Origin of the sequence: Arsenophonus endosymbiont of Aphis craccivora (assembly GCF_013460135.1) — a bacterium.
GTDB lineage: Bacteria > Pseudomonadota > Gammaproteobacteria > Enterobacterales > Enterobacteriaceae > Arsenophonus > Arsenophonus nilaparvatae.
In genome coordinates, this window is record NZ_CP038155.1 from 1,624,652 (window position 1) to 1,646,977 (window position 22,326).

12 protein-coding genes and 5 pseudogenes are annotated in these 22,326 nt (G+C 39.5%); 12 read left to right on the forward strand and 5 right to left on the reverse strand.

Features of this window, described 5'->3' with window-relative positions; all coding sequences use genetic code 11:
• The first annotated feature begins 31 nt into the window (after positions 1–31).
• Positions 32–1,252 (forward strand): beta-ketoacyl-ACP synthase I, encoded by a 1,221-nt coding sequence (fabB, locus tag E3U36_RS08320; protein WP_180816217.1) that lies wholly within the window; start codon positions 32–34, stop codon positions 1,250–1,252.
• Positions 1,253–1,344: 92 nt separating this feature from the next.
• Here fabB and E3U36_RS08325 read toward each other — a convergent pair.
• A pseudogene (locus tag E3U36_RS08325) lies at positions 1,345–1,902 on the reverse strand (DMT family transporter); the annotation flags it as partial.
• A 110-nt stretch (positions 1,903–2,012) separates the two neighbouring features.
• Between E3U36_RS08325 and pdxB the strand changes: the two are divergent.
• The 10 genes and pseudogenes from pdxB to E3U36_RS08375 all read left to right on the forward strand — a co-directional run bounded on the left by pdxB (position 2,013) and on the right by E3U36_RS08375 (position 11,604).
• Positions 2,013–3,143 (forward strand): 4-phosphoerythronate dehydrogenase PdxB, encoded by a 1,131-nt coding sequence (gene pdxB, locus E3U36_RS08330; RefSeq protein ID WP_180816218.1) that lies wholly within the window; start codon positions 2,013–2,015, stop codon positions 3,141–3,143.
• A 33-nt stretch (positions 3,144–3,176) separates the two neighbouring features.
• Positions 3,177–4,187: pseudogene (locus tag E3U36_RS08335) on the forward strand (aspartate-semialdehyde dehydrogenase).
• A 26-nt stretch (positions 4,188–4,213) separates the two neighbouring features.
• On the forward strand, positions 4,214–5,002 hold the full coding sequence (gene truA, locus E3U36_RS08340) for a tRNA pseudouridine(38-40) synthase TruA (protein ID WP_238337555.1): 789 nt from the start codon (positions 4,214–4,216) through the stop codon (positions 5,000–5,002).
• Positions 5,003–5,060: 58 nt separating this feature from the next.
• The gene (locus tag E3U36_RS08345; protein ID WP_180816220.1) at positions 5,061–5,741 is read left to right on the forward strand and encodes a DedA family protein; all 681 of its coding nucleotides are present in this window, start codon (positions 5,061–5,063) and stop codon (positions 5,739–5,741) included.
• Between the two features lie 109 nt (positions 5,742–5,850).
• Complete coding sequence (gene accD / locus E3U36_RS08350; protein ID WP_180816221.1) at positions 5,851–6,804, forward strand: acetyl-CoA carboxylase, carboxyltransferase subunit beta; 954 nt, start codon at positions 5,851–5,853, stop codon at positions 6,802–6,804.
• A 4-nt stretch (positions 6,805–6,808) separates the two neighbouring features.
• A complete protein-coding gene (gene folC / locus E3U36_RS08355) occupies positions 6,809–8,098 on the forward strand; it encodes a bifunctional tetrahydrofolate synthase/dihydrofolate synthase (RefSeq protein WP_439647293.1) in 1,290 nt (429 codons plus the stop codon).
• Position 8,099: 1 nt separating this feature from the next.
• The gene (gene dedD / locus E3U36_RS08360) at positions 8,100–8,717 is read left to right on the forward strand and encodes a cell division protein DedD (protein ID WP_180816223.1); all 618 of its coding nucleotides are present in this window, start codon (positions 8,100–8,102) and stop codon (positions 8,715–8,717) included.
• Positions 8,718–8,909: 192 nt separating this feature from the next.
• The gene (gene cvpA, locus E3U36_RS08365) at positions 8,910–9,413 is read left to right on the forward strand and encodes a colicin V production protein (protein WP_180817594.1); all 504 of its coding nucleotides are present in this window, start codon (positions 8,910–8,912) and stop codon (positions 9,411–9,413) included.
• A 13-nt stretch (positions 9,414–9,426) separates the two neighbouring features.
• Positions 9,427–10,936, forward strand: a pseudogene (gene purF / locus E3U36_RS08370) (amidophosphoribosyltransferase).
• A 95-nt stretch (positions 10,937–11,031) separates the two neighbouring features.
• Complete coding sequence (locus E3U36_RS08375) at positions 11,032–11,604, forward strand: UbiX family flavin prenyltransferase (RefSeq protein ID WP_180816224.1); 573 nt, start codon at positions 11,032–11,034, stop codon at positions 11,602–11,604.
• On the opposite strand, the pseudogene E3U36_RS08380 reads toward E3U36_RS08375, so the two are convergent.
• Positions 11,597–12,357: pseudogene (locus tag E3U36_RS08380) on the reverse strand (TIGR01777 family oxidoreductase); the annotation flags it as partial. The gene E3U36_RS08375 and the pseudogene E3U36_RS08380 overlap by 8 nt on opposite strands.
• A gap of 558 nt (positions 12,358–12,915) precedes the next feature.
• Between E3U36_RS08380 and E3U36_RS08385 the strand changes: the two are divergent.
• Positions 12,916–13,839, forward strand: coding sequence for an IS5 family transposase (locus tag E3U36_RS08385; RefSeq protein WP_180816040.1), 924 nt, complete (start codon positions 12,916–12,918; stop codon positions 13,837–13,839).
• 146 nt (positions 13,840–13,985) lie between these two features.
• On the opposite strand, the gene recD is transcribed toward E3U36_RS08385, so the two are convergent.
• The 3 genes and pseudogenes from recD to ptrA form a co-directional block, all read right to left on the reverse strand.
• Positions 13,986–15,824 (reverse strand): exodeoxyribonuclease V subunit alpha, encoded by a 1,839-nt coding sequence (gene recD / locus E3U36_RS08390; protein WP_180816225.1) that lies wholly within the window; start codon positions 15,822–15,824, stop codon positions 13,986–13,988.
• Positions 15,824–19,441 (reverse strand): exodeoxyribonuclease V subunit beta, encoded by a 3,618-nt coding sequence (gene recB, locus E3U36_RS08395; protein ID WP_180816226.1) that lies wholly within the window; start codon positions 19,439–19,441, stop codon positions 15,824–15,826. The genes recD and recB overlap by 1 nt, the downstream gene beginning before the upstream one ends.
• Positions 19,425–22,325 (reverse strand): annotated as a pseudogene (ptrA, locus tag E3U36_RS08400) (pitrilysin). Before ptrA ends, recB begins: the two are co-directional and overlap by 17 nt.
• Between the last annotated feature and the right edge of the window lies 1 nt (position 22,326).

A 22,326-nucleotide genomic window follows, 5' to 3' on the forward strand; every position in this document is an offset into this window, starting at 1 on the left:
AATAAATTTCGACTATGAGGTAATATAAGCAATGAAGCGTGCAGTCATCACTGGTCTGGGCATTGTCTCCAGCATAGGTAACAACCAGCAAGAGGTACTGGCTTCCCTGAAAGCGGGTTGTTCTGGCATCAGGTTTTCAGAAGAATTTAAAGAAATGGGTTTACGCAGCCATGTCTGGGGTAATATTCAGCTGACGGAAGATGATATTAAACAAAAGATTGACCGAAAAATTCTTCGTTTTATGAGTGATTGCTCTATTTATGCCTACTTGGCGATGGAAGAGGCAATTCAGGACGCTAAACTGACAGAAGAGCAGATCTCAAATATTCGTACCGGTTTAGTTGCTGGTTCTGGTGGCGGTTCACCCCGTAATCAAGTGGCTGGTTCTGATGGTATGCGTGCCAAAGGATTACGTGGTGTTGGTCCCTATATGGTGACCAAAGCAATGGCTTCTGGTGTTTCAGCTTGTTTAGCCACACCGTTTAAAATTAAGGGCGTTAATTATTCTATTAGCTCCGCTTGCTCAACCTCAGCCCACTGTATTGGCCATGCAGTTGAATTGATCCAATTAGGTAAACAGGATGTTGTTTTTGCTGGTGGAGGTGAAGAACTAAGCTGGGAATTAACCTGTGAATTTGATGCAATGGGAGCATTATCTACCAAATATAATGCAACCCCAGAAAAAGCTTCTCGTACCTATGATCAGGATCGGGATGGTTTTGTGATCGCTGGTGGTGGCGGTATCGTTGTGGTGGAAGAGTTAGAGCATGCTTTGGCACGTGGCGCACATATTTACGCTGAAATTGTTGGTTATGGAGCGACTTCAGACGGTTATGATATGGTTGCTCCGTCAGGTGAGGGTGCGGTACGGTGTATGAAAATGGCATTGGCAGATGTCGAACAGGTTGATTATATCAATACTCATGGAACTTCAACGCCAGTTGGCGATACAAAAGAGCTAGAAGCAATTACTGAAGTGTTTGGTACTAATACGCCAGCGGTTTCAGCGACTAAAGCAATGACTGGCCATTCTCTGGGCGCCGCTGGGGTACATGAAGCTATTTATAGTTTGCTAATGTTAGAGCATGGATTTATTGCTCCAAGCATCAATATTGATAATTTGGATGAAAAAGCGCAAGCAATGAATATTATTACGCAACCCACTGATAAGAAATTAAATACTGTAATGTCAAACAGCTTTGGTTTTGGTGGAACTAATGCGTCGTTGGTAATGAGTAAATACCATTCATAATTACTTTAACAAGAAAAACAACAACCTACTGATAATCTATCAGTAGGTTTTTTATTGTTTTTGATATAATTAATTGATTTAATACGTTATTGTTATTTTTTATTAGTGTTACAACGGAGATGGTTAAAAAGCTGTGTCAGTGGCGTACGTAATTGCTGCGCCAAAATAACACCGAGTAGCACTACACCACCACCAATTAAATGGTAGCTGTGCATTTTTTCATTTAAAAATAGGACAGCGATAATGGCAGTAAATACCGGTGCCAGATTCATAAATATTGAAGTTGTATTAGCACCAAGTCGAAATACACCCTGGATCCATAAGTAAGGTGCAAGCAGCGAGGCGGCAATGCCGGCAAACAAGATCAAATTAATATTTGCTGCGGTAATTTCTACTGTTTTAGCCAGTAAAAAATTAGGCAATAGTAGGATCACCGCAAAGCTAATTTGGATATAAAGTGATTGCCAATTGGGTAATGGGATTGCCCAATGCTTGGTTAATACACCATATAGAGAATAAGAGAGAGCGGCGATAAACATGAGTAATTGCCCGCTATTTATTCCCTGCATAAAAAATATCATTGGATCACCTTGACTGATCAGCCAGATAAGCCCAATTAAGGATAAGAGGGTACCGATTACAATACCAATCTGGTTGTTAGGATTTATTTCATTAGCATGGCAAAATAGCACCTTGTTACCTTATCGAATAGTAAAAAACGATGGGTTAATTTTGATAAATATAATTGGGCATTAAATAAGTGAAAATATTGGTTGATGAAAATATGCCTTACGCAACACAATTGTTTCAAACAATGGGTGAAGTTAAGGCAGTTTCTGGGCGTTCAATCTCATCGTCAGAGCTAGCAACAGCGGATGCTTTAATGGTGCGTTCTGTTACTCAAGTCAATGAAGCATTACTTAAAGAGAGTAAGGTAAAATTTGTTGGTACTGCAACGGCCGGATTTGATCATGTTGATAGGCAATGGTTAGCGCAAGCGGGCATCGTTTTTTCTGCCGCTCCGGGTTGTAATGCGACAGCGGTGGTGGAGTATGTTTTTTCCGCTTTATTGGTACTGGCTGAACGTGATTGCTTTGATTTACGAGAAAAAACTGTCGGTATTGTTGGGGTTGGTAATGTTGGCAGCCGTCTTAATGCGCGTTTAAAGGCTTGGGGAGTGAATACGTTACTTTGTGATCCACCTCGTGCAGATGCTGCCGATAATATTGAGCAATTTTGGCCACTGGAAAAATTAGTTAGTCAGGCGGATATTTTAACTTTTCATACCCCGTTAAATAAATCTGGCCGTTATTCATCTTATCATTTATTAAATGAAGAGTTGCTTGCAGCTATGCCGGCAGGACGTATTTTACTAAATACTAGCCGCGGATCAGTTGTTGATAATCAGGCATTGTTAACAGCCTTAGAAAATGGTAAGAAAATCGACGTTATATTAGATGTTTGGCAACATGAACCCTCTATTTCCCTACCTTTGTTAGCTAAAGCTAGAATTGGCACGCCACATATTGCTGGCTATTCTCTGGAAGGTAAAGCACGCGGTACCAGCCAGATTTTTACCGCATTTAGCCAGTTTTTAGGCCAAGAACAGCAAATTAAACTAGCTGATTTATTACCTAGTGCAGAGTTTAATGAAATTACTTTTAGCGGTGAATTAACGCAGGCAAGTTTAAAACGTTTAGTGCATTTAGTTTATGATGTCCGTCGTGATGATGCGCCATTAAGAAAAATTGCCCATCTTGCTGGTCAGTTTGATCATCTGCGTAAATATTATCCAGAACGCCGTGAATGGTCATCTCTTAGAGTGAGTTGTAATGATGTCGATGCCGCGAATGCACTAAAAATGATAGGCTTCAATACCAAATTAATTTGATTAAGCATGCTAAGGAAATTGGAGAAAACCAACATGACAGAAGGTTGGAATATTGCACTATTAGGTGCTACTGGTGCGGTCGGAGAAGCCGTATTGATTTTATTACAAGAACGTCAGTTTCCTGTTGGTGAGTTATTTCTATTGGCCAGTGAAAATAGTGCGGGAGAAAGCATTCGTTTTAATGGCAAGCAATATACGGTTATTGATGCTCAATTATTTGACTGGACACAGGTGCAATTAGCTTTTTTTGTTGCTGGTAAGGAAGCGTCCGCTAGTTATGCAGAGCAAGCAGCGCAAGATGGTTGTATTGTCATTGATAGTAGTGGTTTATTTGCGCTGGAGCCAGATATTCCATTAGTGGTACCGAGTGTTAATCCTCATCTCTTGGCTAATTATCGTAACCGTAATATTATTGCGGTTGCTGATAGCTATGTCAGTCAATTGTTAGTCGCCGTTAAACCGCTAATTAATGTTGCCGGCATTCATCGTTTAATTTTAACCAATCTGTTTTCAGTTTAGGTGCATGGCAAAAGTGCAGTGGATGAATTGGCGGGTCAAAGTGCCAGATTATTAAACGGTTTACCCGTTGATAATGAACGTTTTATTAAGCAGCTAGCATTTAATCTATTACCATTATTAAGTGATGATGAAGGCTCTGCACCACAGGATCGCAGTTTAGTTGATCAAGTGCGTAAAATTTTACAAAATGATGGGTTATCTATTATTGTCAGTTGCTTACAAGCACCGGTTTTTTATGGCAATGCACAAGTGGTTCATGTGGAAACATTACGTCCAATGACTGTACAAGAAGCCTGGCAAGAAATTGCTCAATTTGATGATATTGAGCTAGTTTGCGAAGATGATTTTCCAACTCAAGTAACCGATGCTTCAGGTAGTGATCGATTAAGTATTGGTTGTATGCGTAATGATTATGGTGCACCTGAGATATTACAGTTTTGGTCGGTTGCCGATAATACCGGATTTGGTGGTGCTCGAATGTTAATAGAAACTGCGGAACGATTAGTGCAGGAGCAATATTATTAATGTTGGAGAAGCAACCACCTTTGTCGATGGCTAAATTTGCGTTAGGCATTGAGTATGATGGTAGCCATTATTATGGCTGGCAGCGTCAACAACAGGTAAAAAGTATTCAAGATTGTTTGGAGTTCGCGCTAACAAAAGTTGCCAATGAATCTATCCATGTTTATTGCGCCGGGCGCACTGATGCAGGTGTGCATGCGACTGGTCAGGTTATCCATTTTGAAACATCTGTCATACGTAAAGATTCTGCCTGGACGATGGGGGTTAATAGTTACTTACCATCCGACATTGCAGTACAGTGGTGCAAAATTGTTGAGCCAGATTTTCATGCTCGTTTTTCTGCCACCGCGCGTCGATATCGTTATATTATTTTCAATCATCGACTTAGACCTGCGATATTAGCCGCAGGCGTAACGCATTACCATGCCCCCTTAGATGCGGAAAAAATGCATCTTGCCGCTCAGGCATTGGTTGGGGAGCAGGATTTTACTTCATTTAGGGCTATTCAGTGTCAATCTAAATCACCTTGGCGTAATATAAAGCATGTTCATGTCAACCGTGATGGTGACTATATTGTGGTTGATATTAAAGCTAATGCCTTTGTTCATCATATGGTACGCAATATTGTTGGTAGTTTGCTGGCAGTAGGGTGTGGTGATCAGGATATTAGTTGGGTAGCAGAGCTTTTAGCATTGAAAGATAGAACAAAAGCGGCGGCGACTGCAAAAGCAGAGGGGCTCTATTTAGTTGCTGTCGATTATCCGGCAAAATATAAATTACCTACAACGATCGTAGGACCGCTTTTTTTACCAGAATAATGAATTTAATTTTGCGTTTAATTACACAGCGCTGAAGCTGTCAACTGTTGGATTTTTTATGGAATTTATTACTTTTATTATTGATTTTATTATACACATCGATCTTCATTTAGCTGAGCTGGTTGCTGAATATGGTATTTGGCTATATGCCATTCTATTTTTGATAGTATTTTGTGAAACTGGATTAATTGTTACGCCTTTTTTACCGGGTGACTCCCTATTATTTGTTGCTGGGGCATTAACGGCACTGGAGAGCAATGATCTTAATGTTCATTTAATGGTAGTATTAATAATTATTGCAGCAATTATTGGTGATGCGGTTAATTATACTATTGGTCGTTTATTCGGCGAGCGTCTATTTAGCAATCCTAATTCAAAAATTTTTCGACGGGTTTATTTGGAAAAAACACACCAATTTTATGAAAAACATGGTGGTAAAGCGATTATTTTAGCTAGATTTATACCTATTATTAGAACGTTTGCTCCATTTGTCGCAGGGATGGGAAAAATGTCATATCGGCATTTTGCTTTTTATAATGTGGCCGTGGCTTTAATATGGGTTCTATTATTTACTTACGCGGGTTACTTTTTTGGTGATTTGCCAATTGTTCAGCAGAATTTAAAATTATTAATTGTGGCAATTATTTTAATTTCTATTCTGCCGGGTATTATTGAGATTTGGCGTTATCGTCGATCATCAATAAAAGAAAAACAGGTTGTTAAACCAAAAAATAGATAGTCATTAGCAGGTTTGATCAGTTTTTTATCCACTATGCTTTGTCATTGTGGTTTAATGATTAACATAATAATGAGACTGATAATGTAATTTCAGACAGAAAGGTCTATTAATGAGCTGGATTGAAAAGATTCTTAATAAAAGCAATATTAGCCAGACCCGTAAAGCGAGTATCCCTGAAGGGGTTTGGACAAAATGTGATAGCTGCGGGCAAATACTCTATCGCGCTGAATTAGAAAGTAATTTAGCCGTATGTCCAAAATGTGATCATCATATGCGTATTTCGGCCCGTCAACGTCTGGCCTCTTTTCTTGATGAAGGAACCATGGCTGAATTAGGTAGTGAATTAGAGCCGAAAGATATTTTAAAATTTCGTGATTCCAAAAAATATAAAGATCGCATATCAGCAGCACAAAAAGCGACACATGAAAAAGATGCTTTAATCGTGATGAAAGGCTCGCTTAAAGGTATGCCGGTCATTGTAGCCGCTTTTGAATTTGCTTTTATGGGCGGCTCAATGGCTTCAGTTGTTGGTGCACGTTTTGTGCGTGCGGTAGAGCAAGCACTGGAAGATAATTGTCCGTTAGTTTGTTTTTCTGCCAGTGGCGGTGCTCGCATGCAAGAAGCATTAATGTCCTTGATGCAAATGGCAAAGACCAGTGCGGTACTGACGAAGATGCAGGAACGAGGGCTTCCCTATATCTCAGTACTTACCGATCCAACTATGGGCGGTGTATCAGCAAGTTTAGCCATGTTAGGCGATATTAATGTTGCCGAACCTAAAGCGTTAATCGGCTTTGCTGGTACTCGGGTTATTGAGCAAACGGTTCGTGAAAAATTACCACCAGGTTTTCAGCGCAGTGAATTTCTGATTGAAAAAGGTGCGATTGATATGATTGTCAGACGGCCTGAAATGAGGGACAAATTAGCCGAAATACTGGCGATGCTCACTCATCAAACCGTTCAAGATGCAAGTCAAATTGATGTTATTACCTTAGTTGACGATGATCTGGAGCCACCCTATCGTGAGAAACCCGAAATTGACAACAAATCAGATCAAAAATGAGAAGATATCTGAACCCTTAATGATACCAGAGGTAACCTCTTCTTTAGATACCTGGTTAACTTATTTAACCCAGCAGCATAGCAAAATTATCGATATGGGGCTTGAGCGGGTTGGTGTCGTCGCTCGACAGCTGGATCTTTTATATCCCGCCCCGAAAGTCGTTACTGTTGCTGGCACTAATGGTAAAGGAACGACTTGCCATACATTGGAATCTATTTTAATCGAAGCAGGATTAAAAGTCGGCGTTTATAGTTCTCCTCACCTGTTAGATTATACTGAGCGCGTTAGGATCCAGGGTAAAATGTTAGCTGAAGCTGAATTTTGTCGGGTTTTTGCCGATATTGAATCGAAACGCGGCACAACAACGCTGACCTATTTTGAATATGGCACCTTAGCTGCTTTACAGTTATTTAAACAAGCTAAACTTGATGTGGTTATTTTAGAAGTTGGTTTGGGTGGACGGTTAGATGCAACCAATATCGTCGATGCGGATATTGCTGCCATCACTAGCATTGCATTGGATCACATTGACTGGCTTGGTGGTGATCGTGAACAGATTGGCTACGAAAAAGCCGGTATTTTTCGCTCAGGGCACTATGCGGTTGTGGGTGAACCGGATATGCCGCAGTCGATTAATCAAGTGGCTCAAACCTTAGGGGCAAAGTTATTTCGTTGTGGAGTAGATTGGCAATTTGAGCTACAAAATGATCATTGGCATTGGCGATCCCATGATCACGATTTTAAACAGTTACCTGTGCCAAATGTCCCACTGGCCAATGCTGCAACCGCATTGGCAATTATTGATTGTTTAATCAAACAGTGTGATGCCATTGGGCAGGCGATATCATTGTCTACTATTCAGCAGGGATTGATTAAGGCGAAATTACCAGGACGTTTTCAAATTATCTGCGAGCAACCTTGTGTAATTTTAGATGTTGCGCACAATCCCCATGCGGCAGCTTATTTAGCCGATAGACTAGCTCGCTTACCCAGGCAGAAAAATACTAAAGTTCATGCCGTTGTAGCGATGTTAGCCGATAAAGATATAAAAAGTACTTTATCTTATTTGGCTGCGCAGGTTGATAAATGGTATCTCGCTTCATTAAGTGGGATACGCGGTGCCGATGCAGCGCAATTAGCGCAGTATGTTGAATCGCCATATCAATTTGCGACGGTCAAAGATGCCTGGTTGCAGGCTATGGCCGAGGCTGACAAACAGGACATTGTGTTGGTTTGCGGCTCATTTCATACTGTTGCAGAGGTTATGGAACTGCAGACAAAAGAGGAAAGTTGAAGTGGCCAGTAAGTTTCAAAACCGTTTGGTGGGAACGATTGTTATTGTTGCAGTTGGTGTTATTGTATTACCCATATTATTGGATGGTAATAAGAAATATAATGAGACTGAATTTGCAGCGATCCCTTTGGTGCCTAAAGCCAGCGATGAATATGAAATTGAACCTATTGCGCCGATTAATCCGAAACCACTAGCGACCTCTTCAGCGAGCGCTGCAGAAGCCATGATTTCTGAGGCCACTTCTGATTCGAAGGCCAAATCAGCAGATAGTCTGTCCGCTCAGCAACAAGCAAAGTCTAAACCAGCTGTCAAAGTTGAAAAACCAGCGCTAGTGCCAGAACATATAACTAAGTCAAATGAGAAAACTCAAGCACCGCAGGCGCAGGCTTATGTTATTCAGTTGGCAGTACTGAAAAATGCAGCAAAAGTGGAAGAAATTATTGCCAAATTACGTTTATCTGGCTACCAGGTTTATACCGTGCCATCATTACCAATTCATGGTCAATTAACTCGAATTTTTGTTGGCCCAAATGCTTCGAGAGATAAATTGCAATCCAGTTTGTCGGAATTGAAAGATTTAACCGGCTTACAGGGGCAAATACGCGGTTATAAACCGTAAAATGGGTATGTACTAATAGATAAAACATATTGATACTAAACAGTTATATTAATTATTCCTGCGGCAATCATGATTTATCTTTGCGCAGCAATTTATTGCTACTTTTCAGCAAAATATCTAACGCAAACGTTGTCTTTTTCTGCTAGAATGCGTTCGATCATGCTGAAATGTTTAATTTTTTGGATTAAAATTATGGTTTGGATTGATTACGCTATTAGTGCCATTATTTGCTTTTCGGCCTTGGTTAGTTTAATTCGTGGTTTTGTACGAGAAGCTTTGTCACTTATTACTTGGGGTTGTGCTTTTTTTGTTGCCAGCCAATTTTATCCTTATCTGGCGACTTATCTCACCCGCTGCGATGACACGCTGATTAGAAATGGTATTGCGATTGCAATTTTATTTATCGCCACTTTAATTGTGGGTGCGGTAGTCAATTATGTGATTAGCTCGTTAGTTGAGCGAACAGGATTATCAGGTACTGATCGCGTGTTAGGCGTCTGTTTTGGTGTATTACGCGGTATATTAATTGTGTCGGCAATCCTGTTTTTCCTGGATACTTTTACGCCCTTACCAAAAAGTGAAGATTGGCAACGTTCTGAATTGATACCCCAATTTAGTCATATTATTAAATGGTTTTTTGATTATTTAAAAAATGCGTCAAGTTTTTTACCTGAAAATATCACTCTGTTTGGTTGATGAGGAAAAGTAGATGTGCGGTATTGCTGGTTTTACACCAGTTAACCAATCAATTTATGATGCGCTAACAGTGCTTCAACATCGTGGGCAAGATGCTGCAGGTATTGCAACAATTGATGAAAATAAACAATTTCGCCTACGTAAATCGAATGGCTTAGTAAAAGATGTATTTGCTGCCCGCTATATGCTGCGTTTGCGGGGTAAAATGGGAATTGGCCATGTGCGTTACCCAACCGCGGGTAGCTCCAGCGCTTCCGAAGCGCAACCTTTTTATGTTAATTCTCCTTTTGGTATTACATTGACACATAATGGTAATTTGACCAATGCACATGAATTAAGAAAAACGTTATTTGAAACGGCCCGTCGTCATGTAAATACTTCTTCAGATTCAGAAATATTGCTCAATGTGCTTGCCCATGAATTGGATCAATTTGATCATTTTCCGCTGACTGCAGAAAATATTTTTACCGCTATTGCTGCGATGCATAACAAAGTTCGTGGCGCTTATGCTTGTGTTGCAATGATTATTGGCCATGGTTTAGTGGCGTTTCGTGACCCATTTGGTATCCGCCCTCTGGTGCTGGGTAAGCGCACATTGTAAGACGGTCAAAATGAGTACATGGTTGCTTCGGAAAGTGTCGCTTTGTCGCTTTAGATACCCTTGGTTTTGAGTTCTTGCGTGATGTCGCGCCTGGTGAAGCGATTTATATCACTGAACAGGGAGAACTTTACAGCTGGCAATGTGCAGAAAATTCACAATTAACCCCTTGTCTGTTTGAGTTTGTATATTTAGCCAGACCAGATTCTTTTATCGATAAAATATCGGTTAATACAGCTCGTTTGCGGATGGGGCAAAAATTGGGTGCCAAAATTGCCCGTCAATGGCAGGATTTAGAGATTGATGTTGTGATCCCGATCCCTGAAACATCTTGTGATAGCGCACTGGAAATAGCTTATATTTTGGGTAAACCCTATCGACAAGGTTTTGTTAAAAATCGTTATGTGGGACGAACTTTTATCATGCCAGGACAGCAGGAGAGACGCAAGTCGGTTCGTCGTAAACTGAATGTCAATCGAGCCGAATTCCGTGGTAAAAATGTTTTATTAGTCGATGACTCTATTGTGCGCGGAACAACCTCTGAACAAATTGTTGAATTATCACGCGAAGCTGGGGCCAAAAAGGTCTATTTTGCTTCGGCATCACCAGAAGTTCGTTTTCCGAATGTTTATGGTATTGATATGCCGTCCGCTAATGAATTGATTGCCCATGGGCGTGAAGTGGATGAAATTCGTCAACTTATTGGTGCTGATGATTTAATTTTTCAGGATCTTACTGATCTGATTGCCGCAATGAGAGAGGAAAATCCCGATATCACCACTTTCGAGTGTTCGGTTTTTAATGGGGTTTATGTTACCAAGGATATTGATCAAGCTTACTTGGATTACTGGAAAATCTGCGTAAGGACGATCAGTTAAAAGAACATAATGAGATTGAAAATTTGGAAATTTACAACGAAGGCTAACTTGTTGTTATGGTTTGAATTAAGTTAGATTTTAACGGATATCGTTAAGCTGACAATACTGAAATCTATTTTATCGTTGTTATTGAGCAAAAATGATGCAGAGAATAATTATCGGATTGACAGGCGCTAGTGGTGCAATTTACGGTATTCGTTTACTTGAAGTTTTACGTTCTGTTGCTGAGGTTGAAACACATTTAATTGTCAGTGCAGCAGCTAAGCAGACTATAGCGCTAGAGACCTCTTATCGCCTACGCGATGTTCTAGCAATGGCTGATGTTGTCTATGAAGATAGAGACATTGCTGCGGCGATTTCTTCTGGTTCATTTATTACCTCCGGTATGATTATTATGCCGTGTTCAATAAAAACGTTATCTGGTATTGCCAACAGTTATAACGATACATTAATTACGCGGGCGGCTGATGTGGTTTTAAAAGAGAAGCGTAAATTAATCTTGGGTGTCAGGGAAACACCTTTGCACCTAGGTCATTTGAGATTAATGATGAATGTCATAGAGATTGGCGCGATAATTTTTCCACCGATGCCGGCCTTTTATCATCAGCCAGAAACCGTACAGGACATTGTCGATCAAACTGTCAATCGAATATTAGATCAATATGGTATCACCTTACCACAAACCTTATTTACTCGTTGGCAAGGTATTAAGTAATGGTCTCTTGCGACGTAGTTAACAGTAATGACTCGAGTGCTTCTTTTAATTCAATATAGTGAAATTTAAATACAGCTTCTTCACTTCAAGACGCTTTGGAATCGCTTGTTGCCCACCTAACATTAACGCTGCAGATTCGCCCATAATCGATTTAATAATAAATTCTGGCGTTCTAATCACTGCCGGACGATTAAGTACTTCGGCCAGTATTGCACTGAACTGATCATTATGCACCGGGTAGGGTGAAGTAATATTAAACGCACCAGATAATGAAGGTGACTCAAGCAGGTAATTAATCGCATTGACAACGTCATCAATATGGATCCAGGGAATATATTGTTTGCCTTTGCCGATTGGCCCGCCTAATCCGGCTTTCAATATCGGTAACAATTTCTTCAGTACACCGCCTTCTTTCGCCAGTACCACTCCGGTTCGTAGCAAACAAACGCGTATTTTATCACTTTCTGCTTCTAATGCCAATGATTCCCATTTTTGGCATAGTTGGTGAGTGAATTCGGCATGTGGCATATCGGATTCAATGACAACGCTTTGTCCCTGATCACCATAATAGCTAACTGATGAACCAGAAATAAACGTTTTTGGTGGTTTTTTACTGTCGTTGATCAGTTGGCTTAAGCGTTCTGTCATTTTCCAGCGGCTTTCACACAGAATTATTTTTTGTTCCTTAGTCCATGGTTGATTTGCAATAGGTTCACCGGCAAGATTAATAATGGCATCGAAACCGGCTTTGTTGAATAAATCAGAATTAGCCGACAGTTAATCCAGCTCGATAAAACCTATCAGCTTGCTCAGTAGATTGAGATGTATTGGCAATAGTTAGAAGATATTCATTACTTTTAATTACCTCAAATAAATCATTTTCCTTTTCTTTTACCGCAAGTAGATCGATACTAGAATTTCATACTGTTTTTAATTGAGAGCTAAGTTTATTCTCTGTATTCGTAGTCGTATCCATTTGCGCAGAAGCAACCTGTTGATTAACTATTTGAGATGAATAATTCCCAATCTGAGATGTTGAATTTAACATTTTATTTGTATCCTCCCATTGGATAAGAATAACTCGCAAAGATATTTTGCAGCATCTCAAATATCAATCATTTATACTTCTAAAAAACAATCAATAGCAGAATTAAAATAATTGATAGCAATAAGTTACTAATTAATTAAAGCAAAAACTACAGTTATATATCGCAATACTTCAATTCAGTTCGCTACGGCTTTGTTGAATAAATCGAACTTTTAGGTGATTGGCGGAGCTGATCGCTAAATTCGTTTCAACATCAGGTCCCCATGGCAAAGCAAAAGTTTAAAATTACCAACTGGCCCGCGTACAACAAGGCACTCAGACAACGCGGTTCCCTGACGGTCTGGCTTGATGAGTCGGCCATCGCTGGATGGACTGACAGTTCTTCGCCTGAAGGTCGTGGCCGGCCGCTTTACTACAGCGATATGGCTGTTACCACTGTCCTGATGATGAAGCGTGTGTTTAACCTGTCGCTCCGGGCATTACAGGGCTTCGTTGATTCGATTTTTAAACTCATGTCTTTGCCGCTGTGCTGTCCGGACTACTCGCTGGTCAGCAGACGAGCAAAGAGCGTCAACATCAGCATAAAAACGCCAACGCGTGGTGAAATCTCGCATCTGGTCATCGACAGTACCGGTCTGAAGGTCTTTGGCGAAGGTGAATGGAAAGTCAGGCAGCATGGGGCTGACAGACGAAGAGTGTGGCGCAAGCTTCATCTGGCAGCAGACAGTGTGACTCATGAGATTATCTGTGCCGACTTATCGCTCAGCGGAACGACAGATGCGCAGGCACTGCCGGGCCTGATTAACCAAACCCACCGGAAAATCAGGGAAGTGTCAGCAGACGGTGCTTATGACGCCTGTTACTGCCACGATGCGTTGCTAAGAAAGAAAATCAGGCCCCTTATCCCGCCGCGAAGCGGAGCGAAATACTGGCCGGACAAGTACCATGAACGTAACCATGCGGTGGCGAATCAGCGTCTGAGCAGGAGTAATGATATGTGGAAAAAGAAAGTGGGTTATCACCGGCGTTCAGTGGCAGAAACAGCGATGTTCCGCATAAAAACTTTGCTGGGTGGCCATCTGAGGCTGCGTGACTATGAGGCTCAGGTAGGTGAAGCAATGGCGATGGTCAAAGCGCTGAACCGTATGACGTTGTTGGGTATGCCACACAGCGTCAGGATCGGATAACAGCTGTAGCAGAGGGAGCCATCCTGGCGGCTAATTCTGATTTATTCAACAAAGCCGTTCGCTACAATTAAATATTTATTATTTTTTACTTTTATCGCTATTAATAATATCAAACAAAATAACGAATAAAATGGGTTCTACTTTCATTAAAGTAAGCGCTCAGTCAAACCACTATGCCGTTCCGTTGAGGTCATTAACGCTTTAGCAAAAACATGACGCTCAGCATAAATCGTCAACTGAATTTTTGCTCTGGTAATTGCAGTATAAATAAGCTCTTTACTAATAATAGGAGTAAAAATTGGCGGTAAAACTAATGCGGCATGTTCAAATTCTGATCCTTGAGATTTATGTACTGTCATAACAAACGCAGTTTCATGCTGAGGTAAACGACTGGGTTGTATTTTTTTTATCACCCCATTAGGCAACTGAAAATAGGCTTTTAAATCTTGTTGACCATCCCGTAACATAACACCAATATCACCATTAAATAAGCCAAGAGGACGATCATTTTTGGTGATCATTATTGGGCGACCTTCATAATTTTTATTCCAGCTATAGGTAGGCCGTCGAATACTTCCTTGACGATGTAAAAGCTGTTCTAATTTATCATTTAACCCTGTAACCCCGTATGGTCCTTCCCTCAAAGCAGCTAATAAACGATAACGATTAAAAGTAGTCAGGATTTCTTCGGGATCTCGACCCGTTTTTATCATATCCAGATAGCAACGGTAACATTCAGCCGCATCAAAAAGTAATTTGCCATATTTCTCAGACGAAGTAATTGAATGAAAAGCAATATCCGCATTTTGCTGCGCTAATAGTTGCTCAACCTGTTTAATATTACCTTTGTTAATTGTAGTAGCTAGTCGACCAATTCCTGATTGCGCATCAAAACGATAACTTTTTTGTAATAAACAAATCCTATCTTTAACCTCTGGCCCATCATTCGATATAAAATCAGATAAATTACAAGCTGTGATTTTAGTCAGTTGTGCCGCTCTTTCACGACTGTATCCCGATTCTGAAAAACGACAAAGATCGCCTAGGACAGCGCCAGCTTCAACAGAAGCTAATTGATCTTTATCACCTAGCAAAATGACACGGGCATGATCTGGTAGAGCTTCAATTAATCTAGCCATCATAGGCAGATCAACCATCGATGCCTCATCAATAATTAAAACGTCTAGCAAAAGTGGATTGTCTTTGTGATAACGTAATAATTGGCTATTGGGCTGAGCGCCTAATAATCGATGCACAGTCTGCGCTTGTTCTGGCATAACCGCATACTCATCAGCAGATAAATTCAGTTTTAATAATGCATTATTTAATGATTCCGTTAATCGAGCAGCCGCTTTTCCTGTCGGCGCCGCTAGCTGAATGATTAACTTTTCATCATTTAATTGGACTAAAGTAGCTAATAACCGTGCCACTGTCGTGGTTTTTCCTGTACCCGGCCCACCAGAAATAACTGCGATCCGACTGGTTACTGCAACAGCAACAGCTATTTTTTGCCAATCTTGAGTTTTCGAGGACGCAAAAAAACCAGTTAAAATAGTCGCTAATCGCTGTTCATCAACGGTTTCTAACAAATGGCGAGAAAAAAAATCAGCCACTAGTCCTTCATCAGCCCACATCCGCTGAAAATAAAGTTTGTTATCTGATAATACTAATGGTTTTGCTGCTGATTGCGGTGCCTCACAAACTGCATTACATTGTTTAAGCTCAGAATAAATCCTGTTACTATCAGGTGCTCCTGCCATTTCCCAGAGCATAAAAGCCATTTCCGTCTGTCTACCTTCAAATAAATAAGCGGGTTCGAGCTTATCAATAAATAAACAAACATGACCTGCTCGAGTTTCAGCACTTAATATTGCAAATATTAATAACAATAATGGGGTTTCATCATCAGCTAACCGAATAGCAAGTTGTATGTCTAAACAACTAAACAAATTAAGCTCAGCAGCTCGCTTTAGTAAAGTTATCATCATTGCTCACCTCGATTAGTTGCATTAAATAACTCATCCAGGCTATTAATAAACGCATAAGGAGGAATAGTGTGATAAATACCATAACCAGGGTTTTTCGCATCAAATCCACGCAAAAAAAGGTAGATAACCCCACCAAAATGTTTTTGATAATCATAATTAGGTAAACGATTCCGTAAATAACGATGCATAGCTAATGTATAAAGCTGATACTGTAAATCATATCTATGATCAATCATGGCATTTTGTATGGCCTCCTGGCTATATGCCAAACCATTTTCCCCTAACCAATTTGATTTATAATCAAGCAGATAAAATTTGTCTTGCCAGCAAAAAACTAAATCAATATAACCTTTTAAAACGCCCGTTACTGGCTCAAAACTAAGCGGTGGACAACGTTGAGATAAAACATCATATTGATGAGTTAGCCTATCTAATGCAGATGGCAATAACAATTTTTCTATCGGTAAATGAAATTGCATTTCATTTAATTGATTCTCTGGCGTGATCGTTGACAAGCTGAGGCTATCACTAAGTAAAGGGGTGTCAAAAATATTTATTAGCCACATTTTAAGCACCGTTGCCCAATCAGCGGAAAAACCGGCTTGCTCTAATTTTTCAGCTAACCAAGACTCTTGTGGATGTTGATTAAATGGCAGTAATTCCAACAGGGAATGCAAAAAAGTTCCTGCTGTGGCCCCCTTAGGAAAGGTATGAACACTCCACTCTGCTATTTCACCTTGAACCAATGAGCTGTCACCTTGTGCATCAACGTCCATTTTAGGTGCCAAATCTTGTATAGCAATCTCAATACTTATATCACTAGCAGTAAATTTATCAGAATACATATCATGAGAGGTTAATCCTGAATAACTCGTAACCCGCCAGGTATTTTGGATCTGTCCTGTAAAATTTCGAGCCAATAACTTCACGGGTGTATTTTCTTTCGGGTACCAAGGCGATAAGTTAATATCACTAACAGGTGTGATGCTAATATTTTCACTCGCTAATGCACCTAGAGCATCACGCAATAAAGTCGCATTTTCTGGCTGTCCATTTTGCAATAAATAACCTAATGCGCTTTGATGCAAATCCGTATTACCACTTTCCCCACTAGGACGACCTTTTATTAAAGGTGCAATACCAACACTACAATGATATTTTGAGCGCGTTAGTGCAACATATAACAGCCGCAGATCTTCGGCTAAACGCTCTTCATTAGCCAGCCTGATGCTCTCTTCTTGTTGGGCCAGATCAAGACAAGTTTGAAAATTATCACGATCATGGAACGTTGCCAATTTTTGCTGCGAGAATTGACAGGCAAAAGGTAACCAAACAATCGGGAATTCTAAACCTTTAGATTTATGGATCGTACTAATACTCACCAAGTGACTATCACTCTCTAGACGTATTTGCTGATTTTCTACTAACGGATCGGGGTGATCGATCTGCTGAGCTAACCAGCGAACTAGAGCATGCTCACTTTCAAGCTGTAATTCAGCTTCTTGCAACAATTCACTCAGATGCATCACATCCATCAAGCGCCTTTCACCATCTATATTATCCATCAGTAGGTTTTCAGCAATCCGATGGTTAACCATAATAGCTCGTAATGCAGGCAAAATACCATGTCGCTGCCAAATCAATAAATAATTGGCAAACTCTTCAACCCGTATCTCCCACTGATTTTCATCTTGATTTAATTGCTCAATATCTTGCGCACTTAGTCCAACTAAACGAGTAGCTAATGCACAACGCAGCGTACGCTCCTTTTCAGGTGAGAGCACGGCTTGTAATAACCATAATAGATCGCGCGCTTCATCAGTAGCAAAAACGCTTTCTTGATTAGAAAGAAAAACTGACGAAATATTAAATTTACTTAATGCTTCTCGTATCATTACTGCTTCGCGACGACTTCTGACTAACACCATAATATCCGCAGCTGTTACCGGCTGTTTTACATCATTTCGATACAGCCAGGTTGTTCCATTCTCACCCCCTTTAAGCCAATCACAAATCTGACTAGCACACTGATAGGCCATCGTTTGTTGATAGTCCAAGGTTGAAACCGCTTCTTTATCTAAATAACAAAAATTTAAAGCTGATAATTTTGCTGTTTTATGAATAAAGGCTAAATGCTGATTTGAAGAGGCTGAATCAACTGTGTTAAAAGGTATTTGCTCAAATAAAAACGGTTTTGTTGCCCGACTGAATAATTGATTAATAGCTGCTACCATACTTGGTGAAGAGCGCCAATTAGTATCAAGAGTATATTGTGATTCAATCTGATCTTTAGCTTTAAGATAAGTAAAAATATCCGCCCCACGGAAAGCATAAATAGCTTGTTTAGGATCTCCAATAAATAACAAACCACAATGATTATGCCCCTGATAAATACGTTGAAAAATGCGATATTGTTGCGGATCAGTATCTTGAAACTCATCAACCATAACAACCGGGTAACGAGTACGGATCGTGTTAGATAATCGCTCACCACCTTCTGCATGTAGTGCCTGATCTAAATGACTTAATAAATCATCAAATCCAATCTCTCCACGTCGTCTTTTCTCTTTAACAATTGTTTGACGAACGTCAATAATCGCTTTTGAAATAATGATATCGCGTAATGTAAGTGATTGTTGCATCAAATTATCAATAGCACGAAAAACCTCATGTTCAGGTACTTGACCTGTCTGTGTTTTATCTATCAGTTCAGATTGGCAAAAACGAGCTAGTTCTTTAGGGGTTTTATAATCGACTGTTGCTGATTGAGCCCAACCAGTGACCGCGGCTATCCAACCCGGTAAATTACGGCGACTATAACTACGTTTATTAATAGCGGAATTAGTAATTAAATCAATGAAACTTGCTGAATTTAAAATCCACAACGCTTTTACTTTTTTTATCCTGTCAATTAGGGTCTGATGACGCTGTTTTATTGATTGAGCTTCAATCGATTGGTTAACAAGATTCGGAATATCGCCTTGTAAATAAGGTTTTATTTCGGCTAAAAGTGCCTCTGGGTCACTCCATTCATCAACAATAACTTTTGATATAGAATAATTAAGTGGATAGCAGCTGCAGCGCCAAAAATCAGCACAAGCCTGTTTTTGTATGGTATGTTCATCTTTTATTATTGATTGCTCAAATAGCATACCTGACTCAAAAGCATTATGCACCAACATGCGTTGACAGAATCCATGGATAGTATAAATTGCCGCTTCATCCATTTGACGTTCAGCAGCAAGTAACCATTGAGCAGCCACCTCTTTATCTGCAATAGAAGATAGTAAGATTCGGAATATTGAATTTTCATCAAAACCAATACCATCTCTAATACAGGCCATTCTCATTTGATGAATATTGTGGCGAATACGTGATCGTAGCTCATCGGTTGCCGCTTCAGTAAAAGTGACGACTAAAATCTCTTCAACACTTAATGGGCGAGAAAATGCATTTTTTTGCCCAACACCTAATAACAATCGCAAATAGATTAAAGCTATCGTATAGGTTTTTCCTGTTCCTGCTGAAGCTTCTATCAATCGCTGGCCATAGAGAGGCAAACAATAAGGATCCAGTTGATAAGCCTGTATTCGCCGATTACTCACTGAGAGCATCTACCTCAATTGGCAAAATCTTTTGTAATTCAGATGCAGTCGGATAAGTTATCCAATCTTTCAATTGAGCATAGCCTTCTTTATTAACCTCTTTTGCAATAATTTGTGAAACAAAAGCTAAACCTGTTTGTTGCAAAACGGCATTGTTATAAAAAGTTAATAGATCTTGCTGTGTAACCGTTTTCAATACTTTGATTAATTTTTTTCTGCTATCAAAAGCAAAGTTATTCCTCGCAAAATCTGGTAAAAAACGATCTATCTCCTCATAAAAAGTTTTCGGAGGCTGTTCCATTTCCGTCAATAGTGCCTTTTTGTATTGCTCAAATTCTTTTTTTGGCATTGCATTTAATTTTTTAAAGGCTAATTGATAAAAGTTTTGATAGCGTGTATTCAAATACGCAGGGGTTTTATTATTACTTTGCAATAAAAAACCTAATCCCCATTGCTCACCAAGGCTAGTAGTAAAGGCAAAAACAGCATAGCCTAATTGTTCTTGTGTCCTAAGTTGCTCAAAAAACCAAGGATGTAAAATATTGGGCAAAATATTTGATAAGACAAATCCACTATAACGATCATATCCTGTCGGAATAAATATTTCTGCTAACGCATTATCTGTACTATTTGCCTGATGTTGGAAATTTACTTTATGCTGTTTATCAACAACAATAATATCCCCTCTCCACCAATTCTTGCCTTTATTATTCAATAAATGGGCAATAGACTTAATAATATCAATGCCTTGCTTTTGTGTTAGATTGCCGAATACAATCGCTTGTAAAGCAGCATTGTTAATAGTCTCTTGACGGTAGTTTAGGATGTCATTTGCTGTGATCGTTTCCAGGGCCTTCAAGCGCTGTTCTTGCTCAAAATAAGGTACTTTTTCTAAACGTTGTTTCGGCTGCATTGCCAACTCAAAAGCTTTAAGATTATTGCTAACTTCAAGCTGTTCCCTATACCATGATTTTGCTTGTGTAACTTCGTCAGCAGAAATTGTGAAGGTAAGAAATTCCTTAACCATTTTTGTCGTCAATTCCGCTAGATGTTGAGTATAACCACTGGTTTTCAATTGCAGGCCTAAATTTGAAGATACCACCAGTTCCATTCCGGCGACGGAAGCTTGGTAACTTAATTGAGACAATTTTAAAGAGGCCAGGTATTCTAATAACGCTGCACTAACTTGAGCTTTTGCCGTTTTACTGCTCTGCTCATTACGTAAATCTATCGCAATCCCACCTTTAGGTTCATCAGCAAAATATTGACTTGGCATATAGACTACCCGCACATTTCCTTGCTCATATACCAATTATGGATGCTGATAATGACGAGAACTTTTAATTAAAGAAAAATCATCAGCAATATAAGGGTTCAATTCAGGTAACGAAAAATGCATTGCTTTTTTTAATTCAGACCATCGTTGATATTGTTGGCTGTTAATTTTATCAACTTGATAAGGAGCATTGAGAACATAGGCTTCTTTATTATGTGGTTCATTCGGTGTGATAAACCAAATTCTGGCATTATAGGGAGTTAATTCTGCTAAACGGCTGCTTATTGTTTTTGGATCAAAGCGATCAGCAATGTAATTAGCATCAAGCACATGTGCAATTGGGATATTCAACATTTGATTAGATAGTTGCTGAATATAATTCATATCACGAACAATAGAATTATGTTGAAATGAAAGCTTCAGAACATTAGCGATCTCGTTAAAATAACCACTCTTAATACCTTGTTCTTTTAATAAATCAATATAGGAAAATATTGCCGCAATAATCTTATCTCTATTTCCCAATCCCTTATCCGTTAATAAAACGTTTATTGAAAAAATGCCATTATTACGATCAACATCTGGTACAACGTCAACATTAATCTCTTCAGCAATCCCATTCTTTAGTAACCAATCAGCAAGGGTATTTTGACTTCGATGTCCTATCAAATAGCCAATATATTCATCTGACTTACTGCGAAATTCTGTTAAATTATTTGCAATACTAAATTCAAGTTGCAGAACTTTTTTAGGTTGTGCTGGCACATAATGAATTATTATTCCTTTTTCTTTATCGGTTATATCGGGTACCGTTATTTCAGGAACAATAGCCTTTCGATTTGGAATACGACCAAAAGTTTCAGCTGCGATTTTGGCTAATTGACTCAATGAGTCATTGCCATACAAAATACCTTTCATTAAATTAGCTGAGTAATAGCGATAATAAAAATTCTTGAGCTCAGTCTGTAAATGGCTACCAGGCTTATCGCTTAAGGTTGCTAAATTTCCACCAGAAAAACGTGAATTAGGATGAGCCGGATTAAGTGTTTCAGAACGCACTTGCCATAATCGCATTTCAGCGCGAGCACGTGCCATTGTTAATTCTGCATTGACTGCATTACGTTCTCGATCGGCATTTTTAGGATCAAGTAATGGCTCGGCTAATGCACTTGCCAAGTGATCTGTGGCTGCTTTTAAAGCACCATTTTCAAATTCTAAATAGTAAGCAGTAAGATTAGAAGCCGTACTAGCATTATGATTGCCACCATGTTTTTGCAAAAATTCTGATATTTCACCTGACTCAGGATAGCGTTTAGAGCCCATCAATACCATGTGTTCAAGGTAATGTGCCAAACCAAGTTGTTGATCAGGACTTTCCATTGTGCCAACTAGTAAGGTAACCGCAGCTAATGATTTACTGGCCTTCGGATCAGATATTAGCAATACAATCATATTATTAGAAAGTTTTATCGCCTGATACCCTCGAGTATCTTTTTCACTTTTGTTTATCCTATCAGGCAAAACTTGCCAATTCTGCTTAGCAAAACTTACCGTACCAAATAGTAAGAAGAGCACGACTATCATGTTTTTCATAACAACCCTTGTTACTTTAAGCATC